Source organism: Petrotoga sibirica DSM 13575 (assembly GCF_002924625.1).
Classification (GTDB): domain Bacteria; phylum Thermotogota; class Thermotogae; order Petrotogales; family Petrotogaceae; genus Petrotoga; species Petrotoga sibirica.
On record NZ_JAHC01000017.1, the window covers coordinates 1 to 18523 of the forward strand.

The following is an 18523-nucleotide window of genomic DNA, read 5'->3' on the forward strand; positions in this document are numbered from 1 at the left end:
ATATTTTTGTTGCTATTGGGTAAAGGAAAAAGAGGTATATAAATGAACATTAAACTATTGGTTGAAATTGTGAATAAAGGACAGTTCATAAGACCGATTTTGAATTATGTTATTCATTACTTAGAAAGTGATAGACCAGATAAAAATAAAAGCATTGTCAATTACATAAACGTTTTAAAATTAAAATGGGATGTAAAATACGATGAAGCCCTTGAGATAATAGATGAAGAGATAAAGGGGCTGAAAAAAGGTGGTTTGTATTGTTTAATTTTAGTTGAAAAGATAGATATTTTGGTCAAACTTTCTAGAAATGAAGAAATTAAAGAAGTATTCAATCAATTGAAGAAAGAATTCGAAAAACTTCCTAAGTATTTAAAAGGAATAGTTGTTGAGAATTTAAAGAATGTTCGTGAAATAAATTTTGAAGAAAAAGATTTGCAAACCATTAGGATTTGGAGTGAAAGTTATGAAAATGCTCCCGCCACCAAAGGTTTCATATTACTATCAAAAGCAAGAGGGAAAAAGAACGAAGAAAGATACGAAGAAGCAGTTTGTTTAAACATAGAAGCATTTAAGATTTTAAAAACTATTCCACATCCTTCTGGTATGGTACAAGCTTTAAACAATATATCTTGGTGGTTGAAAGATACAAACAAAGAAAAGGCTTTAGCTTTTACTTTTCCATTGGGATTCTACCTTGGTTACTATTTTGAAGATAATAACTTTAAAGTTTTCAATTCCCTTGATACCATATTTCAAGTACAGAAGAATAACAACGACCCTTTGGTTTATGAGACCGCCTTTATCTTTTCAAAGTGTTTATCTCAACTAAACAAAGCGGAAAGTGAACCGATAAAAAATACTTTTAAAGATATCATTAACCAATTAAAATACTTTGTATTCAATTTGGATAACAACCAACACAGAAGTACACCAAAACTGAGAGATTTCATAAGGAAAGAGATAGGAAAAGAAAAGATACCTATAGACTCGATGAACGTTTCTGAAAGAACGTTGAAAGAGTTTTTATCTGCAAAGACACAGTACATTCAACCAAGTACCTTGAGAAACATAATAGATGCTCTTGAGTTTGAAATCGATACATCCACACCTATATGTATGATCAAAGAATTGAAAAAGAAGGATATAGATAAGAAGTTTGAGATAAACCTTGAAAAGTTTAAAAACCTTTCAAAAGAAAGACAAGTATCAGAACTCTTTACCTCTTACCTCGTTCATTACTACAAAGAAGAGATCAATCTAAAAAAGATAATTAAAGAGATACAAGATGACAGTTTAATTGAAGAAAGATGTGATTACTACACGAAAGAGTTAATAAACTATATCTTTGTAAGAAATCCAAAGATAGATTTTGATTCTTTACTAACAAACGTTCAAGAACCAAAAATCTACACAAACAAAAATATAACCTTCAACGAACATCCTTTTTATTTGGGAAGGAAAGATGTTGTAAAAAGATTTATGAAAGACTTAAATAAAAAGAATTTAAAAGAGTTCATTGAAAATTACGTTAGTCTTGATGCAAGCCAAAAAAAGATATTAGAAAAATTCATAATGAATTACGGTAGGTACTATGATTTAAAGGATATACCAAAGGAAATCACACCGAAAGTACCAAAAGAGATTAATTCATTCGTGAAAAAATATACGTTGAAAAGAAAGCCTTCTGCCATTTCTTTTTATGTTTTTGAAGGGGAAGAGAGAGCGGACTTCCGTCGCCCTCCTATTGCGCATGTATGATCTATCCAATCTTTTTCACGGACATGTAATATTATCTAATGCGCGGTTTCCGGAATCATTCTGGCCGTCCGTGCCTGTACGATACTACCCCTCTTTGCCGGTATCTATAAGAGGGGCGCCGGAATCGGTCCGGCGACCGCCTTTCTTTACTCGGGGCCGGTCATTAACATCCTGGCCATCATTCTGACTGCCAAGGTTTTAGGCTGGCAACTAGACTTAGCCTGGGCTATTGGTGAGGTTGTCTTTGCCCTGGTTATCGGCCTACTAATGGCTGTAATCTTTCGCAAGGATGATCAGAAAAGGTTCAGGGGGCAGTGGCTGCCAAGGCTGATGAAGAAGAGGCCGAACCTGCCTGCAGCTTATTTCCCGTTGAAATATGATTAATATTGACTGAAACTTTATCGTTATATTCCAGGGATTTCAACCCCGAAGCATTCCATTCCGAATCATGCTCCTGAACATCGAGCATAGACCAACTGACAATCCCAACCCGGGTGTTGAGTGCCATAGGTGCTCTCTTCATAATGCAAAACATAGTCACAGTTCATGGCCAACCATCCTTCCGTCGGGTTAGCGCCTTGATCAGAGAACAAATACTCCCCGGTATAGCTAAAGCCTGGATTCAACTGATTCGTCTGTATAACCTCATCTGGTTCCAATTCCCTGCCAACCAAGTAGCCCAGGACATATTTAGAGACGTCGCTGTCATATACTCCATACGCCCTTCCTTTCCTTTCGGGAATATCCGCCTTGCCATGAATTGCATCAACGGTATACTTTATTTCCTGGAAATATTCCTCCACATAGCTTGGGTTTAAATAATTCTCTTCCTCGGGATTTTCTTCCGGCCAGATTTCCTGGAAGAGCCAAAGGGGTTCATGCGGATGTTTGATATTATAGTAAAGTGAAGCCCTGTAAAATTCCGGAGGCAATAGTGTATAAACTCGGATGGAATTAGCCCGCATCTGTCCGATTTTTTCCAGCCAATCCAGGTAAACTTGCTCATTCCCCGGAAACTCTGTGAACCACCTTCCTGGAAGGGCGGCACCGATATTCTCGCCTTTAACAAAGATCTTCAGCCATGTTCCCTCCTTGAGCACCTGAAAACCATGTTTCGTGGTTTGGGCATAAAGCTTTTGCTCCTGTACTTTGAACAGAGCAAACTCACGAAGGAATTTGAATTTGATCTCGCCCCAAAGATCTGCCGGGATTCCACAGCATGATAATCAAAGCATAAAGTGCCGAAATCATAATTTTCCTTTTCATTGTCCCATCACCCCTTTGCGGAATGATTAGCAGCCGCAAATCCTTTCCTCTCCGGTTTACCCCAGCCTGTGGGTTTCTTAAGCATGCTGATCGTTCCTCCCACTCGCCAGAAACTAAAAAGCTGCCGCGGTCCAAAATTTTCGAGAATGGCATAAGCCAAAAGAATCATCAGGTCTTTCCATCGTAGATACTTAATATTCTTTTCAGCAATAAATAAGGAAGAAAGTGAAATAAGAATGCCCAGCAAAATGTTCGAAATAAACAAAAGAAGCACGACTTCAGCATTTAGGATTCCAATAATCAACGCTATAAACACCATGAGATATCCCTGGATTTCTACCAGGGGACCGAACATCTCGAAAAGCAGAAAATAAGGTATAGCCAACAGGCCAATTCTGCCGTAGCGGGGGTTAAAAATCATCCTTTTATGGATGGTGAGATTTTCGATCAGTCCCCGGTGCCAACGGTAGCGCTGCCTTTTCAGGCTTTTCAGGTCTTCCGGCACCTCGGTCCAGCAGTTCGCATTATAAGCATAGCGAATTCTGTATCTGAAACCCATTTCTCTCATCAGCCTATTGATGCGCACGACAAGTTCCATATCTTCTCCGACTGTGTCTTTTGCATATTTCCCTCTGCTCGTCAGATATCCCCCTGCACGGATGACTCGTTCTTTCCTAAAAAGACCAAAAGCCCCGGAAATGATGAGAAGACTGTTGATTTTGGCCCAGCCCAGCCTTCCCGCCATGAAAGCGCGTATGTATTCTATTGTTTGGAATCTGGCCAGGTGGTTTTGGGGTATTCGGACATTAGTAATTTGGCCGCGTTCAATTGTACACCCATTTACCGGTAAGACATTTCCGCCCAGAGCAGGAGTTTCCACTCCTTCATCTAATACGAGGGATGCCAGTTTAAGTAAGGCGTCATCTTCAAGCAGGGAATCGGCATCGATCCCGCAAAAATATTCCTTGCGGGAAATATTAATGCCCGCATTCAGGGAATCCGCCTTGCCGCCGTTTTCCTTATCGACCACGACGAGTTTAGGAATAGAGGGGTTCATATAGATCCCCCTGATTGGCTTGGTATTTAACTTGTACTCAAAAATATGATCTACTCTTATCAGATCATAATATTGAATTAACACATTCAGAGTTTTGTCTTTAGACCTATCGTTGACGATAATGAGTTCATAATCCGGATATTTAAGGTTGAGCAGGGAATTCGCACTCTCGATTATCGTCTTTTCTTCATTATAAGCCGGGGCAATAATGGAAACCGAGGGCAGAATTTTTTTCTTGAAAAGAAAGCTACTGTTTTTTATCCTCCACAGGCGCTCTTGCTGATTGACATGGAAAAACGAAAACATCAAGAGAACAAGATAAATTAAATTTATGGCCAGAAAATAAAAAGCCAGGTAGTAATTGCATTCTATTACAAATATTTCTAGTTGTTTAGTCCAGGAAATATGCAATATCAGATCATGATGTCTGAAAACGTAAATTAGAGGAAAGATTAGCAGACTGAAAAGCAAAATCAGATAGATATTAGAAATCAACTTTTTATCTTTGTTTTCTACCTTCGGCTCCTCGTTTTCCGGCTGTGGAACAATTCTGCATTTATAGGCTACTCTTTCACATAAATAACGGGAAAATTCCCGTTTCAAATTCTCCGAAATAGTGACAACCTCTCGGATGATCGCAACCAGTTCATTCTCTACTTCGATATTCTTATTTTTATTAAGAAAATCTATAATCTCACTGGTTCTTCCCAAGAGTAAGATCTGCTTGATGATCTGGGCTGCAGATTCCTTGTTCCTGGTAATTAACTTCATAATAAAATACTCGATACGTATCGAAAGAATTTCCGCCAGGCGCTGTTTAATTGCCAAATCCTTTTCTTCTGCAAAGGCTTGCAGAATAATATTTATATACGTCGGATTTTTTTTAATCAATAAAGAAAGCGCATTAACAGCACTTCGGGCAGTATCATGATTGCGTACATAGGTAAGCAGTTTCCCAATGTTTTCCTGATTATGGAAATTAGCCAGCGCCTTAACTGCGATATTTTTTAGCTCAATATCTTCGGAATGCAAATATTTTTCATCATCCAGAAGCTGGGGATAGTAACGAGCCAGGATGTCGGCTGCTTTATAGACCAACTGATGGTAATTTTCCTTAAGATTCATACTGAGAGGCAATTTTTTATACTTTCCACAATAATAATCAGGTTTAACTGTCCCATAATACGGACATGTACGAATGTCTTCGGACTCACCAGGTGTTGCATACATACAGTTAGAACAGGACTTCACCCCACTCACACCATAGATAGCTTGAAGTCTGGAAATGGCCTCATTTTTGCTATCAATCAGTTGGATAAGATAGTTTTTGACCTCCTCGGAAAAATACACCGAAGCAAAATCAACTATCAGTTCTTTAATCTCCATCCGTTGGTTGTCCACAATTTGCGGAAGATAGGCATTAAAGGATTTGCCAAAATCCGCAATCAGCATATTAACCTTTTCTCTATACCAACGGTGAGCATTAAACAAAGAGAAGACCAAGACAGGGAGAGAAGCCTCGTTCTTTATATCAGACAAAGCATTGGCAATATATAATTTAACCGGATAAAGCTTCTCCTTTAAGAGCGCCTTTTCAAGAGCCAGCCTGGCATTGTCCGTACCAAGAAAACCAAGATATACAGCGGCTTCCATTCTCCTGATTCTAAACCATGATCGCAGTTGACGTATGTATTTCTTTTCCAGCCGCACTTGCTCCAAAGTTTTTTTTATCTTTTCTTCGTTCTGCCTGTTAAGCTTAATAGATTGCTGAAACTCAAAGCCGATGGCTAAAGGAAATTTGAACCCTAATTTTTGCAATTTTCCAGAAATGAATTCCACTAAAGCCTTCTTCTGTTTTTCGTGCTCCAGCTTCTCCTCATCGTTTTTCAGCCTTCTGATGAGCAAAAGGGACAGCATAATTCCTATGAGGAGAAAAAGCACGATAGCCAATATCACGTAAACTTCAACTTTAAAGTTCATCGAAACGTTTCCCCTTTGATCCTGTTTTTGATAACTCCCAGCAATTCGGAAAGCATGACCGGCTTGCGGAAATAATGCTCAATTCCCAACGCCGCTGCTCTCTCGACAGTATCATCATCTTTGAGGTGGGAAACTATCAGGAAAGGAATATTTTTGGTCTGCGATTTGGCAAGGAGACTTTCGCGAATCAGGAAACCATCGATTTTAGGCAGCATAATTTCGGAAATAATCAGATCCACTTCCTCTGTTTCCAGAATTTTTAAGGCCTCTTCCCCGTCACGAGCGATGAGTACTTTATAGTTCGAATTCTCCAAAAATGTTTTTAAGACATCGATACTCACTTCATCGGTCTCGACGATCAGGATCTTCCCGATCTCCTCCTGATATTTTTCTAAAGAAGAACTGCTGCAAACAAAGTTCATTCCCATCCTTTTGGCCAGCTTGACGCGCATGGTGGCAATATTGTACATTCTCTCTGCCGGATCATTCAGATACGGATTACCCTCTCTTAATTCATCTAAAGTGACAACCCCTATCGATACCGTTATTTTCTCAACGAATTTTTCCGATGAAGCAATCTCATTTCTCACCCTCTCCGCGAAACTCACAGCCGCTTCCCGGGTGGTATGCTGGAGATAGCAAGCAAAAGACGCTCCCTGAAGCCGAAACAGCAGGGTATTTTCCTCTTTTAGGGCTGTCACCATATCGGCTATATTCTTCAGAATCTCATTGACTTCCTGCTCCCCGTAAGAAAAGCGGATTTTATCTACCTGATCCACGTCCAGGATAAGAAGGGCGGGATTCTGGGGCGAATCAGAAGCTAACAAATTTTCCAGTTCTGAGGTCAGATAATTCTGGAAAAAATCATAGTTATACAAACCGGTCACCGGGCAATGCACCAATTTTTCCTGAACTTCTTTTATGCTGTTCTCCAACCTGGCATTGATTTCCTTAAGCAGGAGATTTTCCTGACTCAGATGAAGCGCTTTCTCTTCAGCCTGTTTGAGCGTGGTTTGAAACACTTCAGGCATCGGAATATCATATTCCTGAGATAGTTTACGCACATAAGGTTCGATCACAATCAGCCATTGTAAACCCTTCCGGGCCAGGATAAATTCAAAAAGCATATCCCACAAACGGTTGCCCGGATAATTATAATCCGTTATTTCCAGCGTCTCCTTATCCAGGGTCAGTTCTAAACCCTCAATGGCTTGTAAGACTTCCGCCTTATTAAAGATCGCAACATATCGTTTGATAACCAAACTACAGATTAGTTTGACGCCACCGGACTTCATTAGATTTTTCTTTATGGAAGCCATAAAGGAACCGCATTCCATATCTCTTAAGGCTTTAATATAGGTTTTTACGTTATCGCGGATAATCGAACCATGTTGAGGCGCAATCATCGAGATATCCAGTCGGAGGAATTCTTCCATAATCGGCCGGAGAATATCATTCGAAGGCATATAATGTTCGTGGAAGGTCTTCATTTTCTCCAGATAATCTTCTCCGGCATAGAGTGTCCATTCATAGGAAAATGCCCCAAAGAGATCACTGGAAAAAAGGATTTTGGAACGTTCATCATAGGTTGCAATAGCCCCGGGAAAGTGCAAATAGGGAGTGGGCAAAAACCTCAGAACCCGGCCTGATTTTAAGACCAATTTGAATCCGTTTTCATTGACGATATAATAATCTGATTTGATGCCATAATATTTAACTAAATTCTGAGTTCGCCAATGAGTAATAATTTTAAAATTTGCCCCTTTTTGTTCAAACAAAGGAACACTCGCAGAAAAATCAGGGTCCTGATGATGAAGGATAACATACTTGATTTTTCCCAGAGGTACAATACTTAAGACATTTCCCAGCACGTCTTCAAAATCCAGGACTGAGCCAGGGTCAATCAAAACCGCTTCTTCTTCATCAACCAGCAAATAAGGATTACAGTTAAGGCCACCCTGCTGCCCTCTGCTCCCTACCCAGTAGATATTCTCGGCAATTTCAACAACTCTTGCGTTACTCATTGGCTTACTATACCCCCCCCAAATATTTTAATATTTTCTATTGTTTCCCATATGCTTCCTATCGATTCCATAATAGCCTACGGCATAATTCAAACTTATATAAATAATATTCCATACCCTGCCCTAAGTACACAAATATGAACATTGTTTTAAAACCCTTGCGGCCTAAAAGCAACGTTTGTATTTGGCATCGGATGTTATACTTTTACTGCCTTAATGATAAAATTACCTGTTTAATTGCGCAAGATTTTCAGTGATTCTTCTTTTGTAGAACCATGCTGTTTTTTATTCCTTCAACCTATTTTACATCTGCTTTCCACAAACCATGCAGATTGCAATAAGCATATACTTCTGCGTTTTTCTTATCACAAAATACGGCTTTGGGTTCGTCAGCCGAGGTTAGTGAGATTCTTTCAGTCCCATCGTCGCTTACTACAGCAATCCATTCTATATAATGCCCGTCTGTCATGGGATGGAGATTTGATCCAACCTGGACGGTTATCTTCCCGTTTTCCTTTGTTGCTACAGGAATATGCTTTTCAGTGGATGCTTCTGTAGTATTCGCTTTCATCTCTGTCATTGGTTTACCGCAACAAACAAGCTGACCGCCTCCATTCTTGATCAAACCTACGAGGGTCCCGCAAATTTCGCATTTGTAAAAAGCTACAGGCGCTTTCATCTTAAATATCCCCCTCTTCCCTCGATTCTTAGATATTTTAATAGGTTTCTGCAAACAGCTCAAAAAATGCCTGTGGATGAATACATGCAGGGCATTTCTCCGGAGCTTCTGTGCCTTCATGTACATAACCGCAGTTCCCGCATTTCCACATAACTTTTTCACCCTTTTTGAAAACTTTACCATTTTCGATGTTCGCTGCAAGCTTGTTAAACCTTGTCTCATGCCTTTTTTCGACAGAAGCAATCATTATGAAGGCTTCTGCAATTTCAGGATAGCCTTCTTTTTCAGCTACTTTTGCAAATTCTGGATAGAGGTCTGTCCACTCCTCATTTTCACCACTTGCCGCGGCTTTCAGGTTATCAAGGGTAGTTCCCTGGGCAACCGGATAAACTGCATTTATTTCCATTGTTGCCGGCAGTTCATTCTGAAACCCCTCGAGCAGGAATTTATAAAACCTCTTCGCATGCTCCTTTTCATTGTCGGCTGTTTCAATAAAAATATTTTTTATTTGCTTATATCCTTCCTTGTCAGCTACTGATGCATAATAGGTATAGCGGTTGCGTGCCTGAGATTCACCAGCAAACGCTTTTAGAAGATTTTCAGCAGTTTTAGTCCCATTTAAGCCCTTCATAAGTTACATCCTCCTTTTTACATTTTTTTATTATACCACACCACTTTACAAGAAATAAATATTGCAGCTTTTTCATAATGTTGGTTACCAAATGAATACTCAATCCAAGCAAATTCATTCCATGTTGTTTTATGAATACACCCAACTACTAAAAGTAATATAGATAATATCAACAATATCAATGTTTTTTCATAATTATCTTTATTTCCTCAAATTAGCAAAAGTATGTTAATAATAAGAAAATCAAATTTCTTCCTCGATACCTTCTTTCTTTTAATTATTTACTTAGGGATTACGTATAACGTCTTGGGAATTTCCTACGTACCCGTGCCGAAGGTCTGGCGCAAGCTTGCCAATCATCATTAACCTCACTCATTGCAAGCTCCAGAGGGCATGTCCCGTTAGGATAGGCTGGTCTTTAGCCACAACGTAAATTCCTTGTTATACAACGTGGCCCCCACTTTTATCTCACTCCAAAAACAATAAATAATATTATAATTTACTGCAAATTCTTAATGATATTTGAACAAGATTATCTCGTATATCTTCTCTGCTTTTCCACGAGTCTTAGAACGATTCCCCTTGACGAATGAATTTGAGTGTAGCGTAGCGGAACCTTCCATGTTATACACCGTTGATATGCGTTATATCTTATACTTTTTAATAAGTTGCTTAGCCTTTTTTCTTGTTTTTGAACTTATACTCGTAGTTCTCTTTTTTATAAAACAAACAATTTCATCCTTATAATTGCTCTTGAAAAATACATCATCAAATATATTTAAAACACTATATTCTAAGAGCGCAATCTGTTTTTCAGTATAATTACATACTTTTTCAAGTTTTAAAAGAATGTTAACCACTTCATCTATCATGTCAAGCCTAGTCTTTAAAATAATTCTTATATTATTTATACAACATTCTCCAGTCATAAACTTTTCGTCATTAATATGTTCCAGATATTTTGTCCATATTAACGATAATCGATCTTCCTCATCAACTTCTACTAAGTTCGCAATCAGTGTTAATCCAATATCTCTATGATAAGAATTATCATGATCTAATAATTTTACAAATTTATCCCAATATTTGTAATACAAAGAAGGTGCTTTCTTACTCGCATCCGAAACTACATAATAACAATGGTAATATATCATAATATTAGTATTTGAAAGCAATTCATTTATAATTAAGTCTCTAATATTACTATTACTATTTATTAGCTTGACAAAATAATCGCGATCAAAATCTTTTTCAGAAATCTCCTTTAAAATTGCATTTTTTTTCATTTAATCTCTCCTTATCAATGGCGTATAACATATCCGTATTGCCGAAGTTCATGACCCCTAGCCTGACTTAGCTTAGGATCATAAATTTGGGTGTAGCGTACGGAATCATAAACTTTTATTAAGCGAAGTTTGTATTTTTTCAACCTTTACTTTTTAACAATTTCAACCCTTCCCTTTCGCTCAATGCAGATAAATCTTGTTTCTGAATAAATTCCTTTATTTTCTTTGGTTCTATTTTAGAATACTCCCTGAGTGACCATCCAATAGCTTTCTGGATAAAGAATTCATCCTTTCCTTGCAGACGTTCAATTAAATTAAATAACAATTTCAAATCTGTATTTTCTTTATATCCAAGTTGAAATAGCAAACAGGTCCGCTGAAGCCAGATATCATCACTGTCCATCCATTTTGAAATATATTCATCCCTTAACTCCGGAAACATTTTAAAAAATTCCCCAACAAGTTTTTTAGATATGAAATCCACCGTGTCCCACCAGGATTTATTAGTTATCATATATTCAAATAAAGAAATAATATCTTCTTCGAATCCCTTTTTATACTTTTCCAGAAGCTCCAATGCAAAATATTGATATTCTCTTTCCGGAAGTTTCCATAATTTCCTTATAACAACATCGATATCATCATAGTCAGGCCGCTCTGCCTTTCTCATAAATTCCTGGGTCACCTTACGTCTTGTTTGTGCTTTTATACCAAAAAAATCAAAATTTCCTTTCATGTATTCAATTTGTTTTTTAGCATTTTCCGGATTAGATTTTTCCATAAAAGCCTGCCTAATTTTTGCAATATAATCATTAACTTCAAACCCCATAATAGTCACCCGCCTTACAAGATTATTTTAAAACTTTTTAAAAATTGTTTCATTATTTTTTTGGATCTATTTGACAAATCTTCATTATAATTATGAGAATATCTATCTGCAAATCCATGTTCTCCATCAAATATTTTTATAGAGGTTGCCTTCGTACTCCTTACCATCTATCCTAATTTTGGCCCCACCCTTTGAAGGATGGTTAGAATTCTTAACCGTGATGTTGTAGGTTGCGCCCCTGAACTTTCTTTTGATCTTGTAACCATCCCACTCCTTTGGGACGCAGGGGTCAACCCTAAGTCCATTGAACTCAGGTCTCACCACCAAAATGAAGTCGATTCCGACCCTATGCATCCAAGACGCGGTGCCCGTGAGCCAAGAGTGGCCAGCTTCCCCAAAGTCGGGATGGTTCGGTCCTGTTATGTACTCAGCGTAAATATACGGTTCCAACTTGTAAACATCCTGATTATCACAGACACTGGTGGGCAAGGACTGTTTATAATAGTGATAAGCCATATCACCCCCTCCAAGGATATTAGTTGTTCTTTGGAAATATTATATTCTATCTCGTCTTTAACTACTGGTAGCATATGCTCTAACTGTTCAGGCATTATTGTGCTTATAAAAAGCCTATAGCTTTTTTCCTCTCTAAGTCAGAAGTCGTCACAGTTACATACACAACATTGTTTTTAAAAAGGTTAGTTATAACCTTGCGGGTGGCTACACAAAATATTTTCCTATTTTGCTAAAATTAAAGTGTTCCTGGTTATAAATAACTAATCGGTTACCTTTTTTCCGAGGACGACCTCGTTTGCCAGTAGGTTCAGGAGGCAAGTCATTAAGTACAGTATCAACTCTAACATTGTCAATAAGCTCAAGATTATTATATTTTTTAACAGTTTCTAATACTTCTCCTTTAGGATACCAGTTATCACAGCAAAGTATAACCATCTTATAGTTTTTAAGTATCCCCATAACCCAGTTAATCATTTCTGATGCTATCTGTAGCTTTGATTCGGCAGGATTATCTTTTTTAATCTGTAACCTATGAGTACTTTGAGATAATAGATAACCTGCTTTTTAAAGAACATAGGAATTTTAAGAATTAATCCTACAAAACAATGTCCATTAAGATAGTTAGAGCCATTCCGAGCAGTGTGGTCAAAAAGTTCTTTCCGACATTCAAAGTGGACACCGAATTTTGCCTGCAAGGTATCATCAATAACAACAAATATGAATAATGGCTTTAAGACTTTTGGTATATAGGACAAAGCTATCTTTACAGTAGTTCGCATAAGATATTTTAAATTCAGTTTGGTATATGAAAGCAGGTAGTAGTATGAATTCAACGACTTGTTTGTTACTTTTTTTAGAAACCATTTATGCATAAAACTAACAGATTGAATACTGGTCATAGTGATAATTCCAATACATAACCAAATAAATTTTATCCTGGTTGGGTTTGTAAAAAATCTGGTATATTGAAAAAAATACGAAAAAAGTATTCCAATTGTCGAGGTTTTATGATATTCTTTTATTAAGCGCTTGATAGTATCATCTCCTTTGGGTAGGATATGCTTTCAAGCGCTAATATATATTATTTTGAGTTATTGGTCCAGCTTTTTGGCAAATATTTCCTCTATTTTTTGTAAAGTGGTAATTTTTCTCCTTGAATGAAGTAATTCAAAAATGACGAGAATACAGAAATTATGAGTTCTTGTCCTACATTTATTTCTTGAAATTTTGCCTTGATAACTTCTTTCTCTTTTTCTTCTTTTATCTTTCCTATATACAAGATATCTCTTAAATCCTTAGAAATATTTATACTATAGTCGTTTTGATTAAAAGTGAAAGTTGTTGATGGAATGGGATTAAAATTAATTAATTGTTCTTCCATGGTTAGTTGATTTACTTGGTTACTGAAGGTTCTTTTCTTGTAAGTATCTAGTGCTTTAACATGTTCTTCAATCGCACAATAGATGTTAGAAGAATTAGCTAAAAGAGATAAGCTTAGCAAAATATACATCAAAAACATAACTTTTCTTCTCATAATGTAGCCTCTCCTTTCTTGATGAAAGGTTGCATATGAATACAAATTACATATTTTATTTTTGGCTGTATAATAAAAATGGTTGATGAGGTACTTGACAAAAGGGGTAAAAAAAGATATCGCTCCTCATTGAACAAAAAACAAAAAAATAAAAAGAGAGAGAGGAGCGATATCATAAGCAACAAAATTATAGCACAAATACTGGGTATTGATAAAGGCTTTAAGTTAAAAGACAGAAAAGATTTGAAAAAGAGGGAGAGATTTATTTTGAAGTGGGATATTCGAAAAAGATAGAGATACCAGAATGCCCGTATAAATGTAAAGAATGTAATGACAAGCGAGAATACATAGTACGTAACGGTAAAGCAAAAGAAAGGATCATCAAGGCTGAAAAAGTTGGGACACAAAGAATATATCTGATACACAGACCACAAAGACACATGTGTAAAAAAACAGGGAAAAGCTTCAGAAATGAGAAGATAAGTTATAGATGGCAAAAGATAACAGAAGCAGCTCTCGATATGAGAGTCTCGTTTAAGAATGCAGTCAAAGAAGAATTACCTGGAGTGAAAGTAGTAGCGGACCATTTTCATGTAGTAAAAGACGCACAGAAAAAGCTAAGAGAAAGTATAAAGATAGAGGAAGAGGTAACGAATAACAATAAAAAGATACCTGTAAGATTATTCTTTATATTGTAAACAGTTATCCTTTCTGAGCTGAAACTACTCAACAAAAAAAGCTGTATTACCCTTGTCATCATCTCTTCAGTCTATTCTATCAACCATATTTGACAAGGAGCCTGCGTTAGCTTTCTTAAGAAGTGGCTTTATGATATAATTATTACTACAAAAATGTATTGATGAAAATTTTTCAAAAAGCTTTTAAAACTATTTGACATTGTAGGAGGGATGTTTTGAGACAAAAATTATTTGTGTTGCTTTTTTTTATTATTTTTACGTTATCGACCTTTGCCACAGTTTTTGATGATTTTGTTTACTACGTAGATCTTCAAACAATGCATGAATCAGATGATCCATATTTAAAGATCCTTGGAGGCTTGTTGAAACGATGGGAAACGGGATTATCGATGTATGTAGACAATTTGCAACTTTCAGATCTAGTGCTGTTTCCTGATGATGAGACAACCCTAAAGATATTAAAAGAGTCAGACCCTTATTTTTACCTTGAACCTACCAAATTGTTTGAAGAAGCCCTAAGAGAATACCCTGATTCAATAATAATAAATTCTATGTATCTTTTTTTCAACTTCCAATATTGGCAAAATTCTTTGAACCCATCTGTAGCGAAAGAAATCTTTGAATATTCTGAAAAAATCGAAAGGCTTGTGGGAGGGAAAACTCCCTATACTGTTTATTACCAAGGACAAATCCTATCAAAATCTAAAATATATAATGATCCTCAAAAGGCTTATAATGATTTAAAAGGAATCTATCTCACTTACAATTACGATAAAAAAATAATTGAATCATTGGTAGAAATAAGTTTTCAAACAAATAACTACGACATTATAAAAGACCTATATAATACTTATATGAATTTAAAAGGGCAAAATGCTCAAACTTTACTGTACTTTTCAAAAATTTTTTACAACATGGGAGAAACGGAAAAATCTAAGGAAATAGCCCTTTCTTTAATTCCAGTTTCAAAGGACTCATCAATTCTATCTGAAACATACGAATTTTTAGGTGACATAGAAAACATTTACGGAAAACAGATAGAATATTATCAAAAAGCTTTAACCCAAGACAAGGAAAACGGAAGAATAATGTCTAAATTGGGGTTAACTTACTATCGTTGGGATAAAAAAGAATATGGCCAATTAGCTAGATACTTTCTCAATGGTGCTCAAAGTCGTAACTATGTCACCGAAGAAATGGAAAAAGCTCTAAGAGAATTGAGATCGAGAGTTGTATTTGAAATTTTCCTTAAGTATCTATTACCCTTGCTGTTAGGAGTAGCTTTTGCATTATGGTTGCTATATTATTTGGATAAAAAAAGGAAGGTCAAGGAACACGAACAAATATTTAAAGAGCAGAATAATAAATAAGGAAGCTAATAAGTTCAATACAGGAGGAATTATTTTGGAATTAGGCGAAAAATTTGAAGAGCTTATGAAAGTAATGAAAAGATTGAGAGGACCAAAAGGTTGCGATTGGGACAAAGCCCAAACACATGATAGTTTGAAACCCTATATAATTGAAGAAGCTTATGAATTGGTTGATTCTATTGACGAACAAGATATAACAAAAATAAAAGAAGAGTTAGGAGATATATTACTCCAAGTTGTTTTTCATTCCACTATTGCTGAAGAAAACAATGAGTTTTTTACTATTGAAGTGATAAATGAACTGATCGAAAAGTTAGTCAGAAGACATCCGCATGTTTTTGGAGATGAAAAAGTATACTCTTATGCCAGATGGGAGGAAATAAAAGCAAAAGAGAATGGAGAGAAGAACTTTAGTAGAATCGGTAAACTTAACAAAGCCTTACCAGCACTGTCACTGGCAAGAAGAATTCAAGAAAACGCTGCTGCGGTGGGGTTTGACTGGTTAGAAGTGAAAGACGTGCTCGATAAAGTAAAAGAAGAAGTGGAAGAACTTAATGAAGCAAAAACCCAAGCAGAATTAGAAGAAGAGTTTGGGGATTTATTATTTGCACTGGTTAACTTGGCTCGTTTTTTAAAGATAGATCCGGAAGTATCTTTAAGAAAGGCGAGTGAGAAGTTTATAGAACGCTTCAACCAGATGGAAAAAGCAATTGAAAAAGATGGAAAAGAATTTGAAGCTTTAAATTTAGATGAGTTAGACAAATATTGGGAATTCATTAAAAAAGAGGAAAAGAGGTGAAAATTAGGTGGAAATAGGCATATTTGGCCTTCCATTAACGGGTAAAACTACTATTTTTTCCCTTTTAACCGACTATAAAATAGAGGATAGTTATAAAAGAGAGGCTATCAAAAGAACGGCTATTATCAAAGACGAAAGAGTTAATTCTCTCGCACGTTTATACAAGCCTAAAAAGATTATCTTTGCTAGTTTAGATTTTATCGATATTCCAAGTTACGACCACAAAGGGGATCCAAAAGAAAAAACGAGAATTTTTCAGATGATACAAAATGTTGATGCTTTGCTTTTGGTTATAAGATCGTTTAAAAACCCCTCGGTACCTTGGCCTGAAAATGCTGATAATCCAATAAAACAACTAGAAATTTTAAAAACAGAACTAATTTTCAGAGATTTAGAAATTGTAGAGAATCGATTAGAAAGGCTTGAAACGCAAAAGAAAAAGACAAAATTCTCAGTAACAGAAGAAAACGAAGAAAAAATTTTGTTGAAAATAAAAGAAGTTTTGGAGGATGAGGTTTTTGTTTCAAAGATGGAATTGAGTGAAGAGGATAAAAAATTAGTTGGCTCTTTAGCTTTATTCACTTTAAAACCCATCATCGTCTGTGTCAACGTCGATGATGACCAATTTACAAAAGATAGCTATGAATATAAGGAACAGATAATTGAAGAATGTAAAAAACAGAATTTTGCGTATATTGAGATAGACGGAAAAATAGAAGTAGAAATAAACGAGCTTGAGAATGAAGAAGAAAAAAGATTATTTCTGGAAGATTTATCAATTAAAGAACCTGGTGTTGAAAGATTAGCAAAAATTGTGTATAATCATGTTGGACTAATTTCCTTTTTCACCGTCGGAAAAGACGAGGTAAGAGCATGGACCGTAAAAAAAGGCAGTACAATGAAGGAAGCTGCGGGGAAAATACATTCTGATTTTGAAAAGAATTTCATTCGCGCAGAGGTTATGAAATACGAGAATTTAATTAAATACGGAAGCGAAGAAAAAGTAAAAGAACAAGGACTTTGGAGATTGGCTGGTAAAGATGAAGTATTAGAAGATGGAGAAATATTAAACATTAGAGCTAATGCTTGATTAGAGGGGTGACCTAATGATACTTGTCACAGGAGGAGCTGGGTACATAGGTTCTCATTTGGTCAAAAGGTTGCAAGATCAAAATAAAGAAGTAGTAGTTTTTGATAATTTTGAAAAAGGTCATAAGTGGGCTGTCAAAGATGTACAAGTCGTTGAAGGAGATCTTAGAAACGAAAAAGATATTGATTATGTATTTGAAAATTACAAAATAGATGAAGTATATCATTTCGCAGCTTTTTCATTGGTTGGTGAATCAATGAAAGAACCTTATAAATATTTTAAAAACAATATATGTGGGACATTGAACCTTCTGAACAGTATGCAAAAACACAAAAGTAGGTACATAGTTTTTTCTTCTACCGCTGCTGTTTATGGAGAACCTAAAATAGTCCCCATCACTGAAGATCAAACTAAGAATCCCACAAACATCTATGGTCAATCAAAATTAATGGTTGAAGAAATACTAAATTGGTATTCTAAACTTGATATTATAAGGTATGTAGCTTTAAGATATTTCAATGCTGCCGGGGCATATTTTGATGGCAGTATAGGTGAAGCTCACGAACCGGAAACTCACTTGATCCCATTAGTTCTGGAAACAGCTTTAGGAAAAAGAGGCAAGCTGTACGTTTATGGAGATGATTATCCAACCAAGGACGGAACACCCATTAGAGACTATATCCATGTTATGGATTTGATAGAGGCCCACATTTTAGCTATGAAATGGATGAAGGAAAACGAAAAATCTGACGTATTTAATTTAGGTAACGGGCAAGGATTTTCCGTTTTAGAGGTTATTAAAGCATCCGAAAAAGTAACTTCAAAAAAAATAAATTACCAAGTAGTAGAAAGAAGACCTGGCGATCCTGCTGTTTTAATAGCTTCCTCAAAAAAAGCAAAGGAGATCCTAAACTGGCACCCTCAACACAAGGAATTAGAAAAGATAATATCCGACGCTTGGAATTGGCATAGAAATAAAGATAAAAAAGGATTAGGAGGATAA

The 18523-nt window shown here is 36.2% G+C and carries 15 protein-coding genes and 2 pseudogenes; 7 read left to right on the forward strand and 10 right to left on the reverse strand.

Annotated features, from left to right (window positions below):
* Positions 1-42: 42 nt before the first annotated feature.
* Positions 43-1761 carry a hypothetical protein gene (locus AA80_RS04710; protein ID WP_103876674.1) on the forward strand — a complete coding sequence of 573 codons (1719 nt, stop codon included), beginning with the start codon at positions 43-45 and terminating at the stop codon, positions 1759-1761.
* Positions 1762-1803: 42 nt separating this feature from the next.
* Positions 1804-2076, forward strand: a pseudogene (locus AA80_RS10480) (permease); the annotation flags it as partial.
* Between the two features lie 131 nt (positions 2077-2207).
* On the opposite strand, the gene AA80_RS04720 reads toward AA80_RS10480, so the two are convergent.
* The 10 genes from AA80_RS04720 to AA80_RS04770 form a co-directional block, all read right to left on the reverse strand.
* On the reverse strand, positions 2208-2861 hold the full coding sequence (locus AA80_RS04720) for a hypothetical protein (protein ID WP_103876675.1): 654 nt from the start codon (positions 2859-2861) through the stop codon (positions 2208-2210).
* Positions 2862-3034: 173 nt separating this feature from the next.
* Complete coding sequence (locus tag AA80_RS04725) at positions 3035-6064, reverse strand: glycosyltransferase (protein ID WP_103876676.1); 3030 nt, start codon at positions 6062-6064, stop codon at positions 3035-3037.
* Entirely contained in the window at positions 6061-8088 is a 2028-nt protein-coding gene (locus AA80_RS04730) for an oxygen-binding di-iron domain-containing protein (RefSeq protein WP_103876677.1), read from the reverse strand. The genes AA80_RS04725 and AA80_RS04730 overlap by 4 nt, the downstream gene beginning before the upstream one ends.
* A 298-nt stretch (positions 8089-8386) precedes the next feature.
* A complete protein-coding gene (locus AA80_RS04735; protein WP_103876678.1) occupies positions 8387-8767 on the reverse strand; it encodes a desulfoferrodoxin family protein in 381 nt (126 codons plus the stop codon).
* 37 nt (positions 8768-8804) lie between these two features.
* Positions 8805-9398 (reverse strand): rubrerythrin, encoded by a 594-nt coding sequence (gene rbr / locus AA80_RS04740; RefSeq protein WP_103876679.1) that lies wholly within the window; start codon positions 9396-9398, stop codon positions 8805-8807.
* Positions 9399-10042: 644 nt separating this feature from the next.
* The gene (locus tag AA80_RS04745) at positions 10043-10684 is read right to left on the reverse strand and encodes a hypothetical protein (RefSeq protein WP_103876680.1); all 642 of its coding nucleotides are present in this window, start codon (positions 10682-10684) and stop codon (positions 10043-10045) included.
* Between the two features lie 139 nt (positions 10685-10823).
* Positions 10824-11513 (reverse strand): DNA alkylation repair protein, encoded by a 690-nt coding sequence (locus AA80_RS04750; protein WP_199177854.1) that lies wholly within the window; start codon positions 11511-11513, stop codon positions 10824-10826.
* 126 nt (positions 11514-11639) lie between these two features.
* Positions 11640-12047 (reverse strand): GH36-type glycosyl hydrolase domain-containing protein, encoded by a 408-nt coding sequence (locus AA80_RS04755; protein ID WP_255396820.1) that lies wholly within the window; start codon positions 12045-12047, stop codon positions 11640-11642.
* 464 nt (positions 12048-12511) lie between these two features.
* On the reverse strand, positions 12512-12928 hold the full coding sequence (locus AA80_RS04765; protein ID WP_103876683.1) for a hypothetical protein: 417 nt from the start codon (positions 12926-12928) through the stop codon (positions 12512-12514).
* A 224-nt stretch (positions 12929-13152) separates the two neighbouring features.
* Complete coding sequence (locus tag AA80_RS04770) at positions 13153-13563, reverse strand: hypothetical protein (RefSeq protein ID WP_103876684.1); 411 nt, start codon at positions 13561-13563, stop codon at positions 13153-13155.
* 174 nt (positions 13564-13737) lie between these two features.
* On the opposite strand from AA80_RS04770, the pseudogene AA80_RS04775 reads away from it, so the two are divergent.
* The 5 genes and pseudogenes from AA80_RS04775 to galE all read left to right on the forward strand — a co-directional run.
* A pseudogene (locus AA80_RS04775) lies at positions 13738-14255 on the forward strand (transposase); the annotation flags it as partial.
* 221 nt (positions 14256-14476) lie between these two features.
* Entirely contained in the window at positions 14477-15631 is a 1155-nt protein-coding gene (locus tag AA80_RS04780; protein WP_103876685.1) for a tetratricopeptide repeat protein, read from the forward strand.
* A 31-nt stretch (positions 15632-15662) separates the two neighbouring features.
* Positions 15663-16430 (forward strand): nucleoside triphosphate pyrophosphohydrolase, encoded by a 768-nt coding sequence (gene mazG, locus AA80_RS04785; protein WP_103876760.1) that lies wholly within the window; start codon positions 15663-15665, stop codon positions 16428-16430.
* 7 nt (positions 16431-16437) lie between these two features.
* The gene (locus AA80_RS04790) at positions 16438-17520 is read left to right on the forward strand and encodes a DUF933 domain-containing protein (RefSeq protein ID WP_103876686.1); all 1083 of its coding nucleotides are present in this window, start codon (positions 16438-16440) and stop codon (positions 17518-17520) included.
* 16 nt (positions 17521-17536) lie between these two features.
* A complete protein-coding gene (gene galE / locus AA80_RS04795; RefSeq protein ID WP_103876687.1) occupies positions 17537-18523 on the forward strand; it encodes a UDP-glucose 4-epimerase GalE in 987 nt (328 codons plus the stop codon).

Bases quoted from the DNA above. Each gene is read 5' to 3' on its own strand.
- rbr (WP_103876679.1), bottom strand. From the start codon at position 9,398: ATGAAGGGCTTAAATGGGACTAAAACTGCTGAAAATCTTCTAAAAGCG.
- AA80_RS04745 (WP_103876680.1), bottom strand. From the start codon at position 10,684: ATGAAAAAAAATGCAATTTTAAAGGAGATTTCTGAAAAAGATTTTGAT.
- AA80_RS04735 (WP_103876678.1), bottom strand. From the start codon at position 8,767: ATGAAAGCGCCTGTAGCTTTTTACAAATGCGAAATTTGCGGGACCCTC.
- AA80_RS04725 (WP_103876676.1), bottom strand. From the start codon at position 6,064: ATGAACTTTAAAGTTGAAGTTTACGTGATATTGGCTATCGTGCTTTTT.
- galE (WP_103876687.1), top strand. From the start codon at position 17,537: ATGATACTTGTCACAGGAGGAGCTGGGTACATAGGTTCTCATTTGGTC.
- AA80_RS04710 (WP_103876674.1), top strand. From the start codon at position 43: ATGAACATTAAACTATTGGTTGAAATTGTGAATAAAGGACAGTTCATA.
- AA80_RS04765 (WP_103876683.1), bottom strand. From the start codon at position 12,928: ATGACCAGTATTCAATCTGTTAGTTTTATGCATAAATGGTTTCTAAAA.
- AA80_RS04770 (WP_103876684.1), bottom strand. From the start codon at position 13,563: ATGAGAAGAAAAGTTATGTTTTTGATGTATATTTTGCTAAGCTTATCT.
- AA80_RS04730 (WP_103876677.1), bottom strand. From the start codon at position 8,088: ATGAGTAACGCAAGAGTTGTTGAAATTGCCGAGAATATCTACTGGGTA.
- AA80_RS04750 (WP_199177854.1), bottom strand. From the start codon at position 11,513: ATGGGGTTTGAAGTTAATGATTATATTGCAAAAATTAGGCAGGCTTTT.